The organism is Paenibacillus phocaeensis, assembly GCF_900021165.1.
In the GTDB taxonomy this organism is placed as follows: domain Bacteria; phylum Bacillota; class Bacilli; order Paenibacillales; family Paenibacillaceae; genus Fontibacillus; species Fontibacillus phocaensis.
On sequence record NZ_FCOQ01000012.1, the window covers coordinates 67,990 to 89,042 of the forward strand.

General features: G+C 55.5%; 16 protein-coding genes. 1 reads left to right on the plus strand and 15 read right to left on the minus strand.

Annotated features, from left to right (window positions below; translation table 11 throughout):
• Positions 1-34: 34 nt before the first annotated feature.
• From BN3795_RS05860 to argC, 13 genes are all read right to left on the minus strand, one after another.
• Positions 35-1,303, minus strand: a complete 1,269-nt coding sequence (locus tag BN3795_RS05860) for an MFS transporter (protein WP_068783776.1) — start codon at positions 1,301-1,303, stop codon at positions 35-37.
• A 97-nt stretch (positions 1,304-1,400) separates the two neighbouring features.
• Entirely contained in the window at positions 1,401-2,951 is a 1,551-nt protein-coding gene (locus tag BN3795_RS05865; RefSeq protein WP_068783777.1) for an MDR family MFS transporter, read from the minus strand.
• A complete protein-coding gene (locus BN3795_RS05870; RefSeq protein ID WP_068783778.1) occupies positions 2,948-3,700 on the minus strand; it encodes a bactofilin family protein in 753 nt (250 codons plus the stop codon). The genes BN3795_RS05865 and BN3795_RS05870 overlap by 4 nt, the downstream gene beginning before the upstream one ends.
• Before the next feature lie 29 nt (positions 3,701-3,729).
• Complete coding sequence (locus BN3795_RS05875; protein WP_068783779.1) at positions 3,730-4,452, minus strand: hypothetical protein; 723 nt, start codon at positions 4,450-4,452, stop codon at positions 3,730-3,732.
• Positions 4,452-5,096 (minus strand): YhbD family protein, encoded by a 645-nt coding sequence (locus BN3795_RS05880; RefSeq protein WP_068783780.1) that lies wholly within the window; start codon positions 5,094-5,096, stop codon positions 4,452-4,454. Before BN3795_RS05880 ends, BN3795_RS05875 begins: the two co-directional genes overlap by 1 nt.
• 228 nt (positions 5,097-5,324) lie before the next feature.
• Positions 5,325-7,325, minus strand: coding sequence for a methyl-accepting chemotaxis protein (locus tag BN3795_RS05885; protein WP_332835589.1), 2,001 nt, complete (start codon positions 7,323-7,325; stop codon positions 5,325-5,327).
• 277 nt (positions 7,326-7,602) lie between these two features.
• Positions 7,603-9,018 (minus strand): argininosuccinate lyase, encoded by a 1,416-nt coding sequence (gene argH, locus BN3795_RS05890; protein WP_068783782.1) that lies wholly within the window; start codon positions 9,016-9,018, stop codon positions 7,603-7,605.
• Positions 9,019-9,272: 254 nt separating this feature from the next.
• Positions 9,273-10,511 (minus strand): argininosuccinate synthase, encoded by a 1,239-nt coding sequence (locus BN3795_RS05895; protein WP_068783783.1) that lies wholly within the window; start codon positions 10,509-10,511, stop codon positions 9,273-9,275.
• Between the two features lie 23 nt (positions 10,512-10,534).
• Positions 10,535-11,497, minus strand: a complete 963-nt coding sequence (argF, locus tag BN3795_RS05900) for an ornithine carbamoyltransferase (protein WP_068783784.1) — start codon at positions 11,495-11,497, stop codon at positions 10,535-10,537.
• A gap of 4 nt (positions 11,498-11,501) precedes the next feature.
• Positions 11,502-12,764, minus strand: a complete 1,263-nt coding sequence (locus BN3795_RS05905) for an acetylornithine transaminase (RefSeq protein WP_068784051.1) — start codon at positions 12,762-12,764, stop codon at positions 11,502-11,504.
• A 57-nt stretch (positions 12,765-12,821) separates the two neighbouring features.
• Entirely contained in the window at positions 12,822-13,607 is a 786-nt protein-coding gene (argB, locus tag BN3795_RS05910) for an acetylglutamate kinase (protein WP_232729855.1), read from the minus strand.
• 78 nt (positions 13,608-13,685) lie between these two features.
• Positions 13,686-14,921, minus strand: coding sequence for a bifunctional glutamate N-acetyltransferase/amino-acid acetyltransferase ArgJ (gene argJ / locus BN3795_RS05915; RefSeq protein WP_068783786.1), 1,236 nt, complete (start codon positions 14,919-14,921; stop codon positions 13,686-13,688).
• A gap of 41 nt (positions 14,922-14,962) precedes the next feature.
• Positions 14,963-16,018, minus strand: a complete 1,056-nt coding sequence (argC, locus tag BN3795_RS05920; protein WP_068783787.1) for an N-acetyl-gamma-glutamyl-phosphate reductase — start codon at positions 16,016-16,018, stop codon at positions 14,963-14,965.
• A gap of 230 nt (positions 16,019-16,248) precedes the next feature.
• Here argC and BN3795_RS05925 point away from each other — a divergent pair, with 230 nt between their 5' ends.
• Positions 16,249-16,950 carry a PIG-L deacetylase family protein gene (locus tag BN3795_RS05925; protein ID WP_068783788.1) on the plus strand — a complete coding sequence of 234 codons (702 nt, stop codon included), beginning with the start codon at positions 16,249-16,251 and terminating at the stop codon, positions 16,948-16,950.
• 69 nt (positions 16,951-17,019) lie between these two features.
• Here BN3795_RS05925 and BN3795_RS05930 read toward each other — a convergent pair whose 3' ends face one another.
• Both BN3795_RS05930 and BN3795_RS05940 read right to left on the minus strand, forming a co-directional pair.
• Positions 17,020-18,741 carry a fibronectin type III domain-containing protein gene (locus BN3795_RS05930; RefSeq protein WP_068783789.1) on the minus strand — a complete coding sequence of 574 codons (1,722 nt, stop codon included), beginning with the start codon at positions 18,739-18,741 and terminating at the stop codon, positions 17,020-17,022.
• A 1,372-nt stretch (positions 18,742-20,113) separates the two neighbouring features.
• Entirely contained in the window at positions 20,114-20,998 is an 885-nt protein-coding gene (locus tag BN3795_RS05940; protein ID WP_068783791.1) for a YitT family protein, read from the minus strand.
• Positions 20,999-21,053: the final 55 nt, after the last annotated feature.

A 21,053-nucleotide genomic window follows, 5' to 3' on the forward strand; every position in this document is an offset into this window, starting at 1 on the left:
CCCGAAAGGACAGCTTTTGTCTATACTTCTATTCTTAGCTCGTGGGCTGTTCGCCCAACTGAGGCTGCGGCTGCACTGCCGGCTTATGCTTGAAGATGGGCACCAGAATCATCGCACCCAGCAGCATGATAATCCCGGATACGGCGTAAATCCCAACGAGCGGAAAGATCGTTTTCAGCACGCCGGACAACGACATCATAATGACCATCATCCCCATGAACATCGGGCTGAGTACGCCGTTGACGCGACCGACATAGGAGTGCTCGGTCCATTGCAGGATCATCGTATTGATCCCGATCTGGATGCATGGGAACGTCAGACCGTTCAGGAACTGCAGCACCAGGGTTAACGGTACGCTGGTCGACAGCCCCATGCCCACGATACAGACGGCGCTGATCGTCATCCCGAAGGCGAGCAGCACTTGGGGCGGAATCTTCTTGGCCAAGCCCATGATCACAGCGCCGCCAATCAGCATCGCAACCCCGTTCACCGCCAGCAGGAACTGCAGGAATTCCTTAGGTTGCCCCAACCGTTCAGTGACGACAAACAACCCGAGTGTCTGGATGATCCCGACGGAGAAGCCGGCGATCGCAAATGTGGCCCCAAGCACCTTCAGCACCGGACTGCGCCAGACATACCGGAAGCCATCCGCCAGCTCTTTGCGGATACTGCCGGTTTGCATCGGCTTCGCCTCCTGCTCCTCATCCGCCGGAAGCCGGAACAGCACCACGGCGGAGATCAGGAACGCCACGCCCATGACGCCAATCGACACGTAAATCCCAAACTGATGATAAGAGAAGATCCCCAGCGACGGCCCGATGACCATGAAAATGGCGACCAATGACTGGAATAAGGCCATCCCTTGCTGCACTTTATCCGGATGAACATGCTGCTTGAACAATTTCATCACCGAAGGCTGCGAGAACTGCGACAGAATCGCGGAGATAAAGGTCGCAAAATAGACCGCCTCCCACGAACCGTACAGCAAGGTCAGCAGCACGGCAAACACCGAAACCGCAGACAAGAAGTCGCACCAGATCATCGTCCGCTTCGGCTTCCACCGGTCGGCAAATGCTCCGCCAATGAAGGAGAATACGAAGATCGGCGCAAATTCCACAACGGAAATCAGCGAGATCGCCAGCGGATCGTTATTCGTCTGATCCGTTACGAACATCAGAATCGCAAAGTTGCGGACCCAGATCCCAATCTGCAAGAACAGGTTGGAGATCAAGATCGTCTGATAGAACCGGTTCCGGAACAAGCCGCCGGAAGCGGGTAAAGCCTGTGCATCATTATTTTTCACGTAAGCACCTCATTATTGCCAGGATGAACTATAGATTATCCAGATTTGCGGGTAGGATGTCAATCGTTTCTTTTCCTTCCTCGTTTTCGGGAAACATTCAATCCGACGCTGCCGCTTTGACTTCCTGACGGCTTACCGCCCCCGGCCCGTGTCCCATCATTTTGGCGCTGCCCATAAAACACACCGTAATCAAGGCCAGCGCAGCCGGCACCAGCGTCCACCAAAACATGGTCGTAATCGACTGCGACAGATCGCTAACGATTTGCTCCAGGACCGGAGCCGGCAGCGCCTTGCGCGCTTCGGAGGCCAGCAACGTCCGCGGATCGTCCATGGACGGCAGCCCTGCCGCTCCGCCGCCCATGGCGGACAGCGATTCTCCCAACCGATTCGCAAACAGGTTGCGCTGCACGATCCCGAACACGGTAATTCCCACCGTCATTCCAAGCGAGCGGATGAACGACATGGTTGAACTGGCAGCCCCCCGCTGCGAGGGCCCAAAATCTTGGATCGCCGACATCCCCAGTACAGAGAAGGAGAACCCCACGCCAAATCCGGCGATCGCCATGTAGACGGAGAGCAGCGTTTTCGTCGTATCCGGCGTAATCGTCGCCAGCAAAGCGATTCCTGCCATAAAGATAACGGCCGACAACATCATCACGTTGCGGAAGCTGGTGCGCTGCACGAGGAAGCCCCCGACTTGAGAAGCGACCACGGAGCTCAGCGTCATCGGCAGCAGGATCAAGCCCGAGTTGGTGGCCGTGCCGCCCGTAACTCCCTGCACAAACAAGGGAATATACACCGAAGCTGCGATAAATGCGGCGCCATAGAACAACCCGGCCAGATTACTGCTGGCAAACAGCCGCTTGCGGAACATCGCAAAGGAAATGATCGGCTCCTCCGCTTTACGCTCGACCAGTAGGAAGGTAGTGAACAGCACGGCAAAGGCCGCAAACAATCCAAGGATCTGCCCGGAGTCCCAAGCGTACAACTGACCGCCCAGCTCCAGGGCAAACATCAGGGCGACGATCGAGCCGATCAGGGTCAAAGCGCCCCACCAATCGATCCGCTGCTTCGAATGCACGGCCGATTCCCGGTAAAAGGCTAGAATCAGGAACAAGGCGAGGAGCCCCAGCGGAATGTTAATGTAGAAATTCCAGCGCCAGTTCAGATGGTCGGTGATAAAAGCGCCCAGCAGCGGTCCCGCCAAGCTGGAGATCCCAAAGACCGCGCCGAATAAACCACCCATCGCACCGCGTTTTTCCACCGGGAATACGTCGAATACGATGGCAAAAGCGATCGGCATCATTGCCCCGCCCCCGATCCCCTGAATCGCGCGGTAGATGCTGAGCTGCACGATCGTATCGGCCGTGCCGCACAGCACGGACCCCAGCAAAAACATGGCGATGCCGAACACAAAAAACCGCTTGCGCCCATACATGTCGGACAGCTTGCCGAAGATCGGCATCGCTGCCATCTCCGCAACCATATACGCGGAAGTAACCCAGACGTACTTATCCAAGCCGCCCAGCTCGGATACGATCGTCGCCATCGCCGTGGACACGATCGTGTTGTCCATCGCTGCCATGAGAATGCCAAGCAGCAATCCGGCGACAACGAAGCCGAGACGGCTGTTTTGTTGCGCAGTCATCCCTCATTCCTCCAAACGTTCAGGTGTTCCCCCACTTCCGCGTGCGGGTCCTGGTGATAATGTTTTGTATATTCCACGAGCCGAATGCGGCAGCCGGGACCAATCGAGACGTCCCCGCCGCGCACAACATCGGCTACGGTATTTTCCAAACGAAGGACATCGCCTTCGATGACGGTTGCCTGCAGCTCCGGTGTCCCCAAGGATTTGAACAGCGCCACCCACTTCCAAGTCGGATGCGGAGCGATGCGGATCTGCCCGCCGACGATTTCACGGACCTGGCTGCGACCGAACATCGCAAGCTCCACCCGTTCGGCGTTAATTATGCCTTGAATTTGCACCGCCCCTTTCAGGCGAAACCGCTCGGCCTGGCAATCCCCCGACATTTCGCAGCTCCCATGCAAGCCCAGATCCTCCCCGGTGAAGCCCCCCTCGATGTGGACTTCCCCGTTGAGTCGGGCCCGGTCGGCTTGCAGGCCGCCCCGGACACTCAGGTTGCCGGTCAGATGCAACTCCTCGCCGCTCATCGATCCGGATACGGCAATCGTGCCCGTTGCCTTCAAGGTCCCGACACGCAAACCTCCGTCGATCTCCAGCGTTCCCGTGCCGGTCAAGGTCTGGCAATCCACATCTCCGTTGATCTCACCTTCACCGACGATCTTGATTTTGTTAAACACCCCGCCGTTCGACATCCCGTTGCCAATGATTTTCAAATCAGCATTCCGGTCGCCGTTCATCGCTTGTGCGGCCATCCTCAATCCCTCCTCAGGTATCCGTCCTCTTATTTCTGCTCCGCGTGCCCGACCGCAGCCTGCGGCGAAACCTCGTATCGTTCCCTATACTCCACGCGGCCGATCTCGCAATCCGGCCCAATTACGACCGAATTGCCGCGCACCACGTCAGCGTTCGTGCCTTCCAGCTGGATATCGTCCCCCTCGATGAGATCGGCTGTTAACCGGGAGGTTAGCAGCGGGGATAGATAATCGAGCAGCCGTTTGCCCTTGCGCTTCCGGACAACGATCCGCTCTCCTCCGATTTCTTTGGCCCGGCTAGGTCCCTCCAAGCCAATCGTTAACGTACCGGCATTCAGCATGCCGCCAACCTGAAGCTGACCGTGCACCTCGGCTTCCTCAAACTCGGCGTTTCCCTCCAGCTTCAAGGTGCCTTCCACCTTGGCGGTCTCCCCGATGACAGATCCTCCGGCCTTGAGGATTCCCCGAACCTGCAGCGAGGAGAACCGTACGTCCTGGCTGACTTTAAACATCCCGTCCAGATCGAAACTTCCGCCTCGCAGCGACGCTTCGGAAGAACCTGTGCCGTTAAGATGGAATTCCCCCGCATCGACCGTCCCTTTGATCTTCAGCGTCCCGTTAGCCCCCAGCGATTCGCAGGTGATATCTCCGCTTAGCGTGGCGATCCCTTCGGCCTGTATTTTTCGATAAGCGCCGCCGGACGCCTGACCCACACCGTTAATCTTCAAATCCTTGATGCTTCGTTCCGCCATTATCCTTCACTCCCGCTCACCCATAATTTCAATTCCTCCGTACAGCGCGCCAGCGAGAGCCGGGCGACCGTCCTGACGCTGCGGTCCAGATAGATTTCGACATCTCCAGGCACCAGGATAAAAGCAGCCACCCCCATTTTACGGGTGAGATGCACGCCGCATTCCTGACCAGCCAGCCCCGGCAAATAGTCTTCCAGCGCCTGAATCAGTAAACGCCCTTCCTCCAACGAAAGGTCTCCGCTTTGCAGCAGCTTGTCGAGTACGTACAAAGTCAAAATTTGATCGAAGTTCAGCTGCGACTTCCCCTCAACCACCCCTACGGTCTCGATATATAAATTCAATGATGTAGATGTAACAATGTTACGACCTAATAGTTCATCTGCGCTTAAACGAATATCCCCCGGGTTTGGCGAGAAGACGTCTGCCAAGGCATCCAGAGACAAATCGTCCTTCATCCCCAGAATCCGGTCGATCCGCTGAAGCACTTTTTCCCTCGGAAAAAACGTCTCCTGCCCCGTGAAAGAAGACTTCCGGATAAACCATTGCTCCGGAATCAGGTTCTTACGCTTCCAGCGATATAATTGTCCATACGAAATCCCCGTTAAATCCAGCAATTCCTTCTTGGAGATCAATTCCTCACTCATGTGCATGCTCCTTTCTCGCTTCATGAGCGTAACATAACATTGTTACGTTGTAAAGTGAGCATAAGCAGTTTCAGTACAAGAGCGTTGCTGCTATTCATCTTAATCGACTTTCCGACCGGCTCCATCCGTCCCGAGGCGGATTTGTGTGCCCGGCTCAGGGTGGAATATACGCAGTAAAAAGCCCCCTTCGCCACTGTTCCCGGCTCAAGGGGGCTTAACCTTCATTTCTTATAGCTTAAAGCGGTCGATCTGGGTATGCATATCCGTTGCCATTCTCGACAATCCTTCCGACGCCGAGGAGATCTCTTCCATGGACGCCAGTTGCTCTTGCGTCGCAGCCGTCACACCTTGGAAGCTCTCCATGCTGCTGGCCGAGACCGCTGCGATCTGCTCGACGGATTGGGCGATCTCATCGGCGCTGGCCGACATTTGCTCGGTAATGGCGGACACCTCGTGGATCTGTTCCGAGATCCGCTGCGTGGAGCGTTCGATCGCCTGGAAGGCGGTTTGCGCTTCTTCGGTTACGGACATCCCCCGCGCTACGTTGCCGTTCACTTTCTGATCCATCATATGGTAGGCCTTCCCGGTCAACTCAGTCATCTGCCCAATGTGCTGTTGAATCATTTCCGCCGTAGTCCGCGACTGTTCCGCCAGCTTCCGTACTTCCCCGGCGACGACCGCGAAACCGCGGCCGTCCTCGCCGGCCCGCGCCGCCTCAATCGCCGCGTTCAAGGCCAGCAGATTGGTCTGATTGGCAATGTCCGAAATCGCGTTGCTCATGCCAGCGACCTGTTCGCTGAGCTCATTCATCTGCTGCATCAGCTCCGCCGATTCCAGCGTCGACCGACGGATTTCTTCCATCTGCAGTCCGACGAGGTTCACCTTCTCGCTGCCTTCCCGGACATCCTCCACCGTTTGCAGGGACGACTCGACGATCGTACCGGAGGCTTCGGCGATTTTCCGAATGCCATGGGACATTTCGTCCATCGTTTTGGCGCTCTCTGCCGAAGTCGAGGCTTGCTTCTCCGCATTATCGGAAGCGTCCTGAACGAGCCCGGCGACGTATTCCACCGCCTTGGCGTTCTGCTCCGTGCCTGCGGTCAACTCCTCGCTGGAGGCCGCCAGCTGACTGGCGGTCTCCGACATCTCCTGCACCATCTGCCGCAGGGACGCCAGCATCCCGTTATAGTTCTCGGCCAGCTGGCCGATTTCGTCCTTGCGTTTCGCGGTTACATCCTCGTTCAAATATCCTTCGCTGACCCGTTTAGCCGAACGATTTAATTCCTCAATGGGCCGCGTGATGCTGCGGATCACGAAAAACAGCAGAACACCGGCAACTACCAATGAAATCCCCAAGACGATCATGGCCGTCCAGAAAATCGGCATGGAAGCATCTTCGAACTCCTGAAGATTCAGCACGCCGACGACTTTAAAGCCAGTCAACTGGTTCGTCGTAAAGTAGGCGCTTTGCGCAATCCCCGTTTCCGGGTTCTCATATTGCAGGAATCCCGATTCCTCCGCTTGCATCTTGGGAAGAAAATCCCCTGCCGCCTCCTCTCCGGCTTCTATGGTCGGGTGAGCGACGAACTTATTGGTCCGGTCAATCAGATAGACATAGCCGGTGGTCCCGAGGCGCACTCGCTGAACGATTTCATTTAAATTGGCCATATCGAGGGAAATCGTCACCGCCCCTTTCCCATCCTTCAGCGCACGGCTGATAAATAAGTTATAATGGCCGGTTGTGTTCGATTTAAACGGATCGATAATGACCGTCTGGTCCGGCTTCTCGAGCGCAGCCTTGTACCAGTCCCTGGTCCGGGGATCGTAATCCTGTTGTCCCGGATCGGGTGCCTTCATCCAGGCTCCGTTCTCATTGCCGAGGGTCAATATCTCCAACTCGGGATGCTTCTCCATAAATAAATCGATCAGGTTTCTCACTTCCGGCGATTGAGCATCCACCTGCGCCGAATCGATTTGCATCACGAGTTGTTCAACGTTGCGAATCTCCGCTTCCACGATGTTGTCTAAGGTTTCATTAAGTAAGTTGATGCTTGACTCCGTGCTTTCATCCATTTTGGCGTGCAGTTGTCCGCCGGCGCTTTGAAAGCTGAAGAAGCCAATCAGCAGATTCGGAATGATCAACAAGATGGCAAAGATCAGAAGCATCCGGTTGCGCAGCGTGCGAATCTCCAGCAGACGTCTTAAGCGGGCATAAAAAGTTTTCATCATTTCTCTCCCCTTTTGAGCATTACGAGTAATGGTGTATAATCAGTCCGCCATTCTGCCACGCAGCGGAATCGTTGTTCTTCATGCGCCTTCTCGAAAATGCCGATTTCTATAATTTTCAATGATGGATATAACTATGTTTCGACATTTTGCGACCTTTTTTTAATAATTTTCTGAAAATATTATGAAATTGTAACTTCTACAGAAAAAATACAGCCGTTCGTCCTGCGACGAAGGCTGTAATTTATCAATAGGCACCCGCTCCCTGACAGGGGCTGGCTTATTTGCTTTTTTCCGCGTACGCTTGCGTCCACTCGCGGCCCGCTTCCAGCTTGCTCTCCGCGCGTTCGATCGCTGCCGTCACCTGCGCGGTTGCCGTTCCGCCGTACACGTTGCGAGCGTTCACGACGCTTTCCGGCTGCAGCACTTTATAAATGCTGTCGTCGAACAGCGGCGAAAACTGCTTGAACTCCTCCAGCGTCAGGTCCAGCAAATATTTGCCGTTCTGGATGCAGTACAGCACGGTTTTGCCGATGACCTCGTGCGCCTGACGGAACGGCAGCCCTTTATTCGCCAGGAAATCGGCGATGTCGGTCGCGTTGGAGAAGTCCTGGTTGACGGCCTCGCGCATCCGCTCCTTGTTCACCTTCATCGTGGCGATCATCGGCGCGAACAGCTGCAGCGCTCCCTGGAGCGTGGCTACCGTATCGAACATGCCTTCCTTGTCTTCCTGCATGTCTTTGTTGTACGCCAGCGGCAGCGACTTGAGCACAGTCAGAAGGCCCATCAAATTGCCGTACACTCGGCCTGTCTTGCCGCGAACCAGCTCCGGCACGTCGGGGTTTTTCTTCTGCGGCATAATGCTGCTGCCGGTGCAGAACGCATCGTCCAGCTCGATGAAGCGAAACTCCGTGCTGCTCCACAGGACCAGTTCCTCGCTGAGGCGCGAGAGATGCATCATCAGGATGGAGGCGTCGGCCAGAAATTCGACGATAAAGTCGCGGTCGCTGACCGCATCCAGACTGTTCTCATACACGCCGTCAAAATGCAGCTGCTCGGCTACAAAATGGCGATCGATCGGGAACGTCGTCCCGGCCAACGCCCCCGCGCCCAGCGGCAGCACATTAATCCGCTTGTAGCTGTCCTGCAAGCGTTCGATGTCGCGCTGGAACATGGACACGTACGCCAGCAGATGATGGGCGAACAGGATCGGCTGCGCCCGCTGCAGATGGGTGTACCCCGGCACAATCGTATCGAGATTGGCTTTGGCTTGTCCCAGCAGCGCCTCCTGCAGCTCCTGCAGCAGGCCAACGAATTCCACCACCCGCTTGCGCAGATACAGGTGCATGTCCGTGGCCACCTGATCGTTGCGGCTGCGTCCGGTGTGCAGCTTCCCGCCCACGGAGCCCACCTCGTCGATCAGCTGCTTCTCGATGTTCATATGGATGTCTTCGTCCGACACGGAATATTCCAGCTCGCCGCGGCGGATTTTGAGCAGGACCTGATGCAGGCCTTCCTTGATCTTCTCGACGTCTTCTTCCGGCAAAATCCCGCATTTCCCCAGCATGGTCACATGCGCGAGACTCCCTTGCACATCCTCCTCCGCCAACGCTTTGTCAAACCCGATGGAGGCGGTATACTCCTCAACTAAACGGTTGGTCTGCTTCGTAAAGCGTCCACCCCACAGCTTGCTCACCTGACCCACTCCTTAACTCGAAACTTGCGGATTGGTTATCCCGTAACCCGCCCCTGCCGATGAAAGGTATTCGATTTTTCGAGTACATTTCATCGCAAACCTGCAAAATGGCGGATTCTATTCGAAAAATCATACAGATTCCCGCCTCACGCCCGCCAAATGCAACAGTATATACGAAATTTCATACCCATTGCGATCCAAACGCCGGAATCGGCGAAATCGATTCGATTTTTCGAATAGATTTGAAAATCACTTTACTTGCCGTTGTTCTGCGCTACCCCTGTGCCAACCTTCAACCGCAGCGCGTTCAGATGGATGAAGCCCGTCGCATCGCCTTGGTCGTACGCCTGCGTCGGATCGGCCTCCATCGTGGCGATGTCCGGGTTGTACAAGCTGACCGGGCTCTTCACGCCGGCGGCGATGATGTTGCCTTTATACAGCTTCACGCGCACCGTGCCGGTCACGTTCTTCTGGCTCTCCGTCACCAGCGCCTGCAGCGCGAGGCGTTCCGGCGCAAACCAGAAGCCGTTGTACACGAGCGTGCTGTAGCGGGTGATCAAGCTGTCGCGCAGGTTCATGACCTCGCGGTCCATCGTCAGCGACTCCATTTTGCGATGAGCCGTGAACAGGATCGTCCCGCCCGGCGTCTCATATACCCCGCGGCTCTTCATGCCGACGAAGCGGTTCTCCACCATGTCGACGCGGCCGATGCCGTGCTTGCCGCCCAGCTCGTTGAGCTTCTCCATCACCGCAAGCGGGTTCAACCGTTCACCGTTGAGCGCCACGCAGTTGCCCTGCTCGAACTCCAGCTCCAGGTATTCCGGCTGATTCGGCGCATCCTCCGGCGAAGCGCTGAGCAGGAACATGTCCTTGTTCTCCGGCGCGGACGCATCGAACCACGGATCCTCCAGCACGCCGCTTTCATAGCTGATATGCAGCAGGTTGCGGTCCATCGAATACGGCTTCGCCGCCGAAGCCGTGACCGGAATGCCGTTCGCTTCCGCGTACGCGATCATCTCCGCCCGTCCCGGGAAGCGGTCGCGGAACTCGCTGAGCCGCCAAGGGGCGATCACGCGGATCTCCGGCGCCAAAGCGGCTGCTGCCAGCTCGAAGCGCACCTGGTCGTTGCCTTTGCCGGTCGCGCCGTGGGCGATGGCCGTGGCGCCTTCCGCGCGGGCGATCTCCACCATCCGCTTCGCGATCAGCGGGCGGGCGATGCTGGTGCCCAGCAGATATTGCCCCTCATACAATGCTCCCGACTGGAACATCGGGTAGATGAAATCCTTGGCGAATTCATCGCGCAGGTCGTCGATGTAAACTTTGGAAGCCCCGGTCGCGAGCGCCTTCGCTTCGAGCCCGTCCAGCTCCTCCTTTTGGCCGATGTCAGCCGTAAACGCGATGATTTCCGCATCATAAGTCTCTTTCAACCACTTCAGGATGACGGACGTATCCAGGCCCCCGGAGTACGCCAGTACGATTTTTTCCTTTGCCATGTTTCCTAGTCCTCCCCAGATATTTATCCCATCAAAGCAGCCATCAGCGCTTTTTGCGCGTGCAGCCGGTTCTCTGCCTGGTCAAAAATAATCGAATGCTCGCCGTCGATCACACCTTCGCTCACTTCCTCGCCCCGGTGGGCCGGCAGGCAGTGCATAAAGACGTAATCCGGCTTCGCGTGCCGCGCCAGCGGCTCGTTAACCTGGTAGTCGCGGAAAGCCGCTTCGCGCGCCTTCTGCTCGTCCTCGAAGCCCATGCTCGCCCAGACGTCGGTGTAAATCGCGTCAGCGTCCTGAACCGCCGCTTTCGGATCGCGAACCACCTCAATAACCGCCCCCGTCGCCTTGGCGATTTCCTGCGCATCCGCCACGATTTGCGGATCCGGTTCATATCCTTCCGGGCTGGCAACCGATACATGTACGCCCAGCTTCGCCCCGCCGATCATCAGCGAATGCGCCATGTTGTTGCCGTCGCCGATGTAAGCCAGCTTGAGGCCTTGCAGTGTGCCCTTATACTCGTAAAGGGTCTGGTAGTCAGCCAGCACCTGGCACGGATGGGCCAAGTCGCTAAGCCCGTTAATGACCGGCACCGTCGCATAACGCGCCAGATCAACCACTTTATCGTGTCCGAAGGTCCGGATCATGATGCCGTCCAGATAACGCGACATCACCCCCGCCGTATCGGCAATCATTTCGCCGCGTCCGAGCTGGATATCGTTTTTGCTGAGAAACAGAGCGTGCCCCCCGAGTTGATACGTCCCCACCTCAAAAGATACCCGCGTCCGCGTCGACGATTTTTCGAAAATGAGTCCAACGGTTTTTCCCTTCAGCGGCTGGTACTCCTCGCCGTTCTTCTGCTTGCGCTTCAGCTCAATGGCCAAGTCGATCAAATAGTGGATCTCTTCGGTCGTGTAATCGGTCAGTTCAATAAAATCGCGGCCGCTTAAGTTCATGCTGCTGCGTTTCGATGGTTCCAGTAATGTCATGGGTTCAGTTTCCCTCCTTGGATAAATGGGCGGCGATGACTTCGGCCAAAATCGCTACGGCCTGGTCGATCTCCTCCTTCGACACCTTGAGGTTCGGCAGCAAGCGGATCACATCCGGGCCGGCAGTGACGAACAGCAGGCCGTGTTTCTGACCGAGCAGGACGATGTCGCCCACCGGTCCCGCGCACCCAATGCCGATGAGCAGGCCTTTGCCGCGTACTTCTTGAACGAAAGGCTGATCCTTAAACGTCTCCTTCAGGAGACCCGTCAGGTAATCGCCCATCTCCGCGACATGCTCCGGAATGCGTTCCTCCTGCATCGTCTCCAGCGTTGCAAGGATGGCCGAGGTGACGATCGGGTTGCCGCCAAACGTCGAAGCGTGGCTACCCGGAGGAAAGGCTTCGCGCAAGTACTCTTTGGCCAGCATTGCCCCGGCCGGCAAGCCGCTGGCAATCCCTTTGGCCGAGGTGAAAATATCCGGCTCGATGCCGTAATGCTGGTGCGCAAACCAGGCGCCCGTACGCCCCATGCCGGTCTGCACCTCGTCGATGATCAGCAGCAGCCCTTGCGCCTTGCACAGCTCGGCCAACTCCTGTACGAATGCCGGCTCAACCGGATAGACGCCGCCTTCGGCCTGCACCATCTCCAGCATGACCGCCGCCGTTTGGGGGCCGATCGCCGCTTTCAGCGCGGGAATATCATGCAGAGGCACGGTCTTGAAGCCCTCGGGGAGCGGCAGATAGCCGTCCTTCACCTTCTGCTGACCGGTGGCGGTCAGCGTGGCCAGCGTCCGGCCGTGAAAGGACTGCTCGAAAGTAATAATCTCATAGCGGTTGCTCCCTTTGACCTTCTGATGGTAGCGCCGCGCCAGCTTGATCGCCGCTTCATTCGCTTCGGCGCCGCTGTTGCAGAAGAAAACGACGTCCGCGCAGCTGATCTCCGTCAACTTCCGCGCTGCCGTCTCCTGCTGCGGAATGTGGAACAGGTTGCTCACATGCCATAACTCATCCAGTTGCGCCTTCACCTTGGCCGCGACCTTCTCCGGAGCATGACCCAGGTTGGCGACCGCCAGGCCGCTCATGAAATCGAGATAGCGGTTGCCCTTGTCATCCCATAACCAGCTGCCCTTCCCTTTGACCAGATGAATCGGGTACCGGGCATAGCTGGGGAACAATGCGCTGGGGCTGCTCCCTTCCGCCGCGGCTGCCGCGCTGTCGGCTCCGGTTGCCGGAACCGTTGTTGCTTCTCTCAGATCACTTTGCGCCATCGTTTTTTCCACTCCCATCTTCTTCATTATTAATATAACCTTGTCCTCATCGATTCGCTACGCCATGCGCACGATTCGGGTCCCGATACGTTCGCCGGACAACACCTTGCCCAGCACACCCGACTCACTGCCGCCCACAATGACCGCTTCCTTCACGCTGCCGCTGATACAGGCCACTGCCGCGCGAACCTTCGGGATCATGCCGCCGTAGATTTCTCCGGTCGAGATCATGTCCTCGATTTGCTGTACGGTGATGGAATCAAGCACTTTTTTTTCGGTCCCGGTCATTTTCAGAATTCCCGGCACGTCCGTGACAACGATCATCCGCGACACGCCCAGCGCGGAAGCGACAGCTCCCGCAGCCGTATCCGCGTTAATGTTGTAGCGTTGTCCGCCATCCGCGTCGATGCCGACGGGGGCGATGACCGGGATGTAGCCGAGATCCAGCACCCCGCGGATCAAATCCGCGTTGACGTCCGTCACGTCGCCAACCAGCCCCACCTCTTGGCTGTTGACGACCGGCTTCGCCTGCAGCAGACTTCCGTCCACGCCGGATAGGCCTATCGCTTTCCCGCCGCTTTGGGCAATGCGGCGCACGATCATTTTGTTGATGCTGCCCGCCAGCACCATTTCTACGACATCCAGCACTTCCTCGGTCGTATACCGCAACCCGCCGACAAACTTGCTCTCGATCCCCAGCTTGCCCAGGTTCTCCGAAATCGCCGGTCCGCCGCCATGGACGATCACCGGCTTCATTCCGTCTTTCTGCAGTTGCACCAAGTCGGCAAAAAAAGAATTCGGCAGCTCCGCGAGCGTGCTGCCGCCACATTTCATCACAAACATTGCTTGTTGTCTCCTTTCCGGAGGTGATCTCATCTGGTTAATGATTTAGGTTATGAATTCAGGACCCGCCATTGCCGCTCAGGTTCGATAAGCCGCATTGATCCGTACATAGTCATAAGTCAAATCGCAGCCCCATGCGGTCGCTTCGCCACTACCGTTATGCAAGTCGACGGAGATCGTCACCGTGTCGCCTTTCAGGTAAGCGAGCGCTTCTTCCTCGTCGAAAGGAATCGGACGCGAGCCCGTCAGCACGGCGATGTCGCCCAGCTTGATATCCACCGTCTCCGGATTGACCGGCTCGCCGGCACGGCCGACCGCGGCGATGATGCGGCCCCAGTTGGCGTCAGCGCCAAACACCGCCGACTTCACGAGGCTCGAGCCAACGATCGTCTTGGCTATAGCGCGAGCCGAGTTGTCGGTCACGGCGCCGCGAACCGTCACTTCCACGAGGCGCGTTGCCCCTTCGCCGTCCCGGGCGATCGCTTGGGCCAGCGTCTCGCACACGTGACGGAACGCCGCAGCGAACGCATCCCAGTCGGCATGCCCGGCCGACAGCTCCCGGTTGCCGGCCAGCCCGCTGGCCATCGCCAGCAGCATATCGTTCGTGCTCGTATCGCCGTCGACGGTAATCATGTTAAACGTCACGTCGGTCGTTAGCCCGAGCAGGCTTTGCAGCGCCTGCGGCTCGATGGCGGCGTCGGTCGTGACGAACGCCAGCATCGTGGCCATGTTCGGGTGAATCATCCCCGAACCCTTAGCGGCCCCGGCGATCGTTACCTCGCGGCCGTCCACTTCAAGCTTCACGCACACCTCTTTCTTCACGAGGTCCGTGGTCAGGATCGCCTGGCAGAACTGCTCGGCCCCCTCGCCGTTCGCCGCCAGCGCCGCCGGCAATCCGGCGATGCCGGCGTGGACGCGATCCATCGGCAGCAGCTCGCCGATGACGCCGGTCGAGGCTACGGCGACTTCGTCTTCGCCGAGCCCAAATGCCGCGGCCGCCGCGGCGCGCATCGCGTACGCGTCGGCTTCGCCCTGCGCGCCGGTGCACGCGTTGGCGTTGCCGCTGTTCACGACGACGGCCCGCAGCCGCCGCCCGCTGGACGCGACGCTCTCGCGCGTCACTTTCAGCGGCGCAGCTTGAAATACGTTCGTCGTGTATACGGCCGCGGCCACCGCCGGAACCTCGCAGAGGATCGCGCCGAGATCATTGCGCGTCGTCTTCTTCAGACCGCAATGCAAGCCGCCGGCCCAAAAACCCTTCGGAGAGGTAATCCCCCCCTCCGGCGCTGTACGAAATAAACTAACCACTCCCATGACGTGCTCCTTTCACAAGCCTGTTGTATAAGTGATAAAACCTAGGGATAAATCGGCGTCAGCTTCAAGCCGGTCGTTTCCTCCCAGCCCATCATCAGGTTCAGGTTCTGGATGGCCTGCCCGGCAGCCCCTTTGACCAAATTGTCGATCACCGCTACAATCGTCAGCCGTCCCGTCCGCGCATCCGCCGCAAAGCCGATATCGCAGTAGTTGGAGCCGAACACTTCCTTGGTCGCCGGCCATTTGCCCTTATCCCGAATCCGGACGAACGGACGCCCTTCGTAATATTGACGATACAATTGAATCAAATCTTCCTCGGTGTATGCCCCCTTAAGCTGGGCGTACATCGTGCACATAATCCCTCGTGTCATCGGCACGAGGTGCGTTGTGAACGTCACCGTTACCGGTTCCCCGGCGATTTGCCCCAAGGTCTGCTCGATCTCGGGGATATGCTGATGCTTGTTGACTTTATACACTTTCAGATTTTCATTGATTTCCGCATAATGGCTCGTCAGGTTCATTCCCCGGCCCGCGCCGGACACGCCCGACTTGGCATCGATGATGATGCTGGCCGGATCAATCCAGCCTGCGCTCAGCGCCGGGATCAGGCCGAGCAGGGTAGCGGTCGGATAACAGCCCGGATTGGAGATGAGCTCCTTGCCCTTCACCTCGTCGCCGTAAATTTCGGCCAAACCGTACACGGCTCGCTCCAGCCATCCGGCTGCCGGAGCTTCATGTTTATACCAAGCTTCATATTCACTGCCGTCCTTGAGCCGAAAATCGCCGGACAAGTCAATCACCTTCAGCCCAACCTCAAGCAGCTGCGGGACCAACTTGGTGCTGACCCCAGACGGTGTCGCGGTAAACACAACGTCAACCTTCGCCGCAAGCTCCTCCGGATTCAAGCCTTCCAGCGGTTGAACCATAATCTCCGACAAATGCGGGAATCCATCCGTCAAGGGCTCTCCCGCGCTGGAGACGGAAATGACCGATACGATCTCGGCCTGCGGATGTCCCCATAAAAAACGAATCAGCTCCACGCCCCCATACCCCGTGGAACCGACAATGGCAACTTTTACTTGATCCCCATTCACGATGCTAACCTCGCTTTCCTCTCCCGATGTATAAACCTATGAAATCAGCAATATGCATTATTCCGTTGTAAATATGTATTATTATACGGCTGGACTTATATAAATACAACAACTCTCGCAAAAAAATTTCCCTTCCGTGTCAGCCCTCCTCTGCGCCGCTTTTAATGCAGGGCCTGGATCAAGTATAGTAAGAAGGAGTCCCTATAGACCGCAGATGAAGGAGGAGAAGCAACATGACGACAGGCAGAACCATCGCATTCGTATATGCTCATCCCGATGATGAGACGTTTGGCTGTTCTTATCTCATCCGGCAAATCGCCGATGAAGGGGGCCACGCCGTCCTGTTGACGGCCACCCGGGGCGACGCGGGCAAAACCGGACATTTAGGGGAGATGACGCGCGAGCAGTTGGCTGCCCGCAGAGACAAAGAGTTGGACCAAGCCGCCGAGATTCTGGGCATCTCTGTCGTGGAGCAGCTGAGATTGCCGGACGGCAAGCTGAAGGAGGCGGACCCGGCCCGGCTGCGGGAGAAAATCGCCGACTTTCTGCGGCGCCATCAAGCTGAAGTGGTAGTCACGTTCCCGGAGGACGGCTTATCTGGTCATGCCGATCATATTACCATCCATCATGCCGTGAACGAGGTGGTGTTTGGCGGCCAAGCGCCTTCCGTACAGAAGTTGTATTATAATCAATTCGGATCGTATGCTTCGGATCATTCCAGTGTACTGCATGTGGAAGCCGGCGATCGCTGGGAAGCCAAACGTCAGGCATTGGCCGCCCATGAATCGCAAATTTGGAGCGTGGAGCGGGTGTTCGGCGTTCTGGGACCGAAGGTGCCGCCCGGCCACCAGTTCGAGTCGTTCGAGTTGGTCTGGGAGCGGGGCGAGCGGTTTCCTAGGAAATCCGAGCAATCCATCTACGACGGTTTGAATTGAGCGCATTTGTCATCAATAGCAAAAGCACGGGCTGAAGAATTCACTTCAGCCCGTGCTTTTTGATGATTTTTAATATTCTCCCGGATAGGAGTTAGGCACTTCCTCAGGATCCTCTGGTGCACTCGTGCCGCTGTCGTATCCATTCACTTCAAAAGTAATAATTTTATCGTAGAAGACATAGTCTTTACGATTTTTAAACGGACCTTTATTGTTCGCGTGTTTATCAATCGCATACATCACGGTCCCGGTTCCGTTGGCCCGCCCCTCATACCAATTAATAAAGGCGTTGACTTCTGCCATGGACAAATCGTACTCTTTTTCAATGCCATTGTTTAAAGTAATCCGAAGCAGTGCTCTCTCTCCAGGCTGGTTGTTGCCCGGGTCCGGATCCGGCGGATTGACCACATCGGCTTTAGGTGTAGCCAATGCCTCGTTCGAATTCGCGCTTTCCCCCGCCGCTCCAACTGCAGAGACGACATAATAATAAGTCGTGCCGTTCAACACGTTCGTATCGGTGTAAGTGTACGTAGTACCTGTTACCGTAGCAATCGTCGTATAAGGTCCCCCTGCCACCAGAGACCGTTTCACATTAACACTTGTCCCATTGGCGCCCGTGCTTGTCCAATTCAGAACGACCTTCTGGTTCCCCGCCGACGCCGTCAAATTCATCGGAGTGTCCACAGGGATCTCCCCGCCTTTGCCGAAGACGTTCCATTCGTAGACGTACATGTAACTCGCCGTTGTTTTTAAAACAACGGTCGTAACATCTTTAACGGGGGTAGGGAGATTTTTCAGTTCCCCATTGTTTGGAACATCATACTTCAGCAGCAAGTTATTGCTAGCATCATAAAGTTCAACGAATGCAGCCCCGTTGCTTTTCAAAATGATAGCGGACACTTCGACCGGCGAAGCAAATGTGTACCACGCCATTTCACCAGAAGAGTTGAGGGCCCCTCTTGTTGCTTCGTTATTGTCAGTCAGTTCCAGAACCGTCTTTGTCGGATTTGTAATAGAGGCTCCGATCTTTAACGGAAGTCCGTCCAGTAAACCGCCGGTATATTTTGTAGCTTGAGGTTTCATGCTCTTTTCTGGCGAATTTGCGCTTTCTCCGGCTTCATTTACCGCACTGACCACGTAATAGTAGGTCGTCCCGTTTGTTACAGCTTTATCAATATAAGAAGTGCCCTTTACATTTGCGATTGTTGCATAGGGGCCTAGCGAAGACGTCGATCGTTTGACGTTATACGATGCCGCCCCCGTATTTGTCCAATCAAACTTCACAACTTGATCTCCACCTTGAATCCAGGTGATCGTTGTTGATGTTGGCGGTGCTGAAGGAGTGGCAAACACATTCCACTCATAAACATACATGTAACTTGACTCCGTCTTTAAGACGACGGTTGCAACATCCTTAATAGTTGTTGGAAGGGTCTGGATTCCATCATTGCTTAGCGCCTTATACTTTAGCAGTAAATTGTTGTTCGTATCATAGAATTCAATAATTGATGTCCCGCTACTTTTTACAACAATCGATGAGATTTCTACGGGTGAAGCAAAGGTATGCCACACCATTTCACTCGGAGAATTAAGGAGCCCTCTCGTCGACACATTGCCATCCGTCATCTCTGTAACCGTAGACTTCGGTTGCCCCACCGAGGTGCCAACCTGTACGGGAATTCCGTCCAATAAGCCACCCGTAAACTGGGATGCCGCATGGGTAGCTGCAGGATATGTAATTGAACCGCCTATAATTCCAACGATCAGTAAAATGATGCCGATCAGTCGTTTCAATATAATTCCTCCTATGAGAAATAATTGCTATCAGGCCTGATAAGTTTAAGGCTATCACTCGNTACATTCCACTCATAAACATACATGTAACTTGACTCCGTCTTTAAGACGACAGTTGCAACATCTTTAATAGTTGTTGGAAGAGTCTGGATTCCATCATTGCTTAGTGCCTTATACTTTAGTAATAAATTGCTGTTCGTATCATAAAACTCAATGATAGAAATTCCGTTACTCTTGACTACAATTGAAGAGATTTCGGCTGGTGAAGCAAACGTGTACCATGCCATTTCACCAGGAGAGTTGAGGGCCCCTCTCGTTGCTTCGTTATTGTCAGTCATCTCCAGAACCGTCTTTGTCGGATTTGTAATAGAGGTTCCGATCTTTAACGGAAGTCCGTCCAATAAACCGCCGGTATATTTTGTAGCTTGAGGTTTCATGCTCTTTTCTGGCGAATTTACGCTTTCTCCGGCTTCATTTACCGCACTGACCACGTAATAGTAGGTCGTCCCGTTTGTTACAGCTTTATCAATATAAGAAGTGCCCTTTACATTTGCGATTGTTGCATAGGGGCCTAGCGAAGACGTCGATCGTTTGACGTTATACGATGCCGCCCCCGTATTTGTCCAATCAAACTTCACAACTTGATCTCCACCTTGAATCCAGGTGATCGTTGTTGATGTTGGCGGTGCTGAAGGAGTGGCAAATACATTCCACTCATAAACATACATGTAACTTGACTCCGTCTTTAAGACGACGGTTGCAACATCCTTAATAGTTGTTGGAAGGGTCTGGATTCCATCATTGCTTAGCGCCTTATACTTTAGCAGTAAATTGTTGTTCGTATCATAGAATTCAATAATTGATGTCCCGCTACTTTTTACAACAATCGATGAGATTTCTACGGGTGAAGCAAAGGTATGCCACACCATTTCACTCGGAGAATTAAGGAGCCCTCTCGTCGACACATTGCCATCCGTCATCTCTGTAACCGTAGACTTCGGTTGCCCCACCGAGGTGCCAACCTGTACGGGAATTCCGTCCAATAAGCCACCCGTAAACTGGGATGCCGCATGGGTAGCTGCAGGATATGTAATTGAACCGCCTATAATTCCAACGATCAGTAAAATGATGCCGATCAGTCGTTTCAATATAATTCCTCCTATGAGAAATAATTGCTATCAGGCCTGATAAGTTTAAGGCTATCACTCGTGACGTTTCTTGTCCAAACATTAAATCCTAGAAAAGGATTGAATAACTAATATTTTCCTTAAAAGTGTTGTCTGTGTAAATTGTCACTCCGAAAATAAAAAAATCCATAAGCAGGGTTAGGAGAGCCATCTCCTTCCCCACTTATGGATTTCACCGCAAAACCCTATGTTCTTTTAAACCCTTCCCCCAGCACTTCATGGGCATTCGTGATGATCACAAAAGCGTTTGGCTCGATCGTTTGCACCAGCGTTTTGAGCCGCGTGGTTTCGCTTTGCCCTACGACGACCATCAGCACGGTCCGCGCATCGCCGGTATAGCCGCCGCGGCCGTCCAGCTTGGTCAGCCCACGGTCCAGGTGGGTAAGCACCGCCTGCGAAATCTCCTCCGTCCGCTCGGCAATGATGTAAGCGACCTTCGTGTAATTGAAGCCCATCTCGATGGCATCGATGATCTTGCCCGTGATGTACAGGCCGATCAGGGCGTACAGCGCTTTTTCCGGGGACAGCAGGAATCCCGCCAACGCGATCACGATCCCGTCCATCATCACCACGCAGACGGAGAGGCTGAGGCCGCTGTATTTCTGGATGATTTGCGCCAAGGTAGATAACCCGCCGGTTGACCCTCGGCCCCGGAACACGATCCCCAGCCCAAGCCCCACGCCGATGCCTCCATATAAAGAAGCCAGTAGCGGATCCGTCGTTGGCACGGGAAGCTCCCGCGTCAGAAAGACAAAAAGCGGCAGCACCACGGTACCCAGCAAGGAACGGATGGAGTAATCGCGCCCGAGCAGCAGATAGCCTGCGACAAACAGAGGAATGTTCAGCGCCCACTGCGTATAAGCCGGTTCAATTCCAATCAGGTACTGAACGATGATTGAGATCCCCGATACCCCGCCCGAAGCGATATTGCTCGGCACCAGAAACAGGTTGAACGCCAGAGCGGTGATCAGCGAGCCTACGATAATCATCACCGTATCTAACGTGTGGCGAACCGGTCCGGTGACCGGGATATAGTCTTGAAACCGGCGTTTGCGAACTTTCGGCGGCATATCCGCCCCTCCTTACTTGCATTTCAGTATGTAAAAAAAGAAAAACCCACCCGTT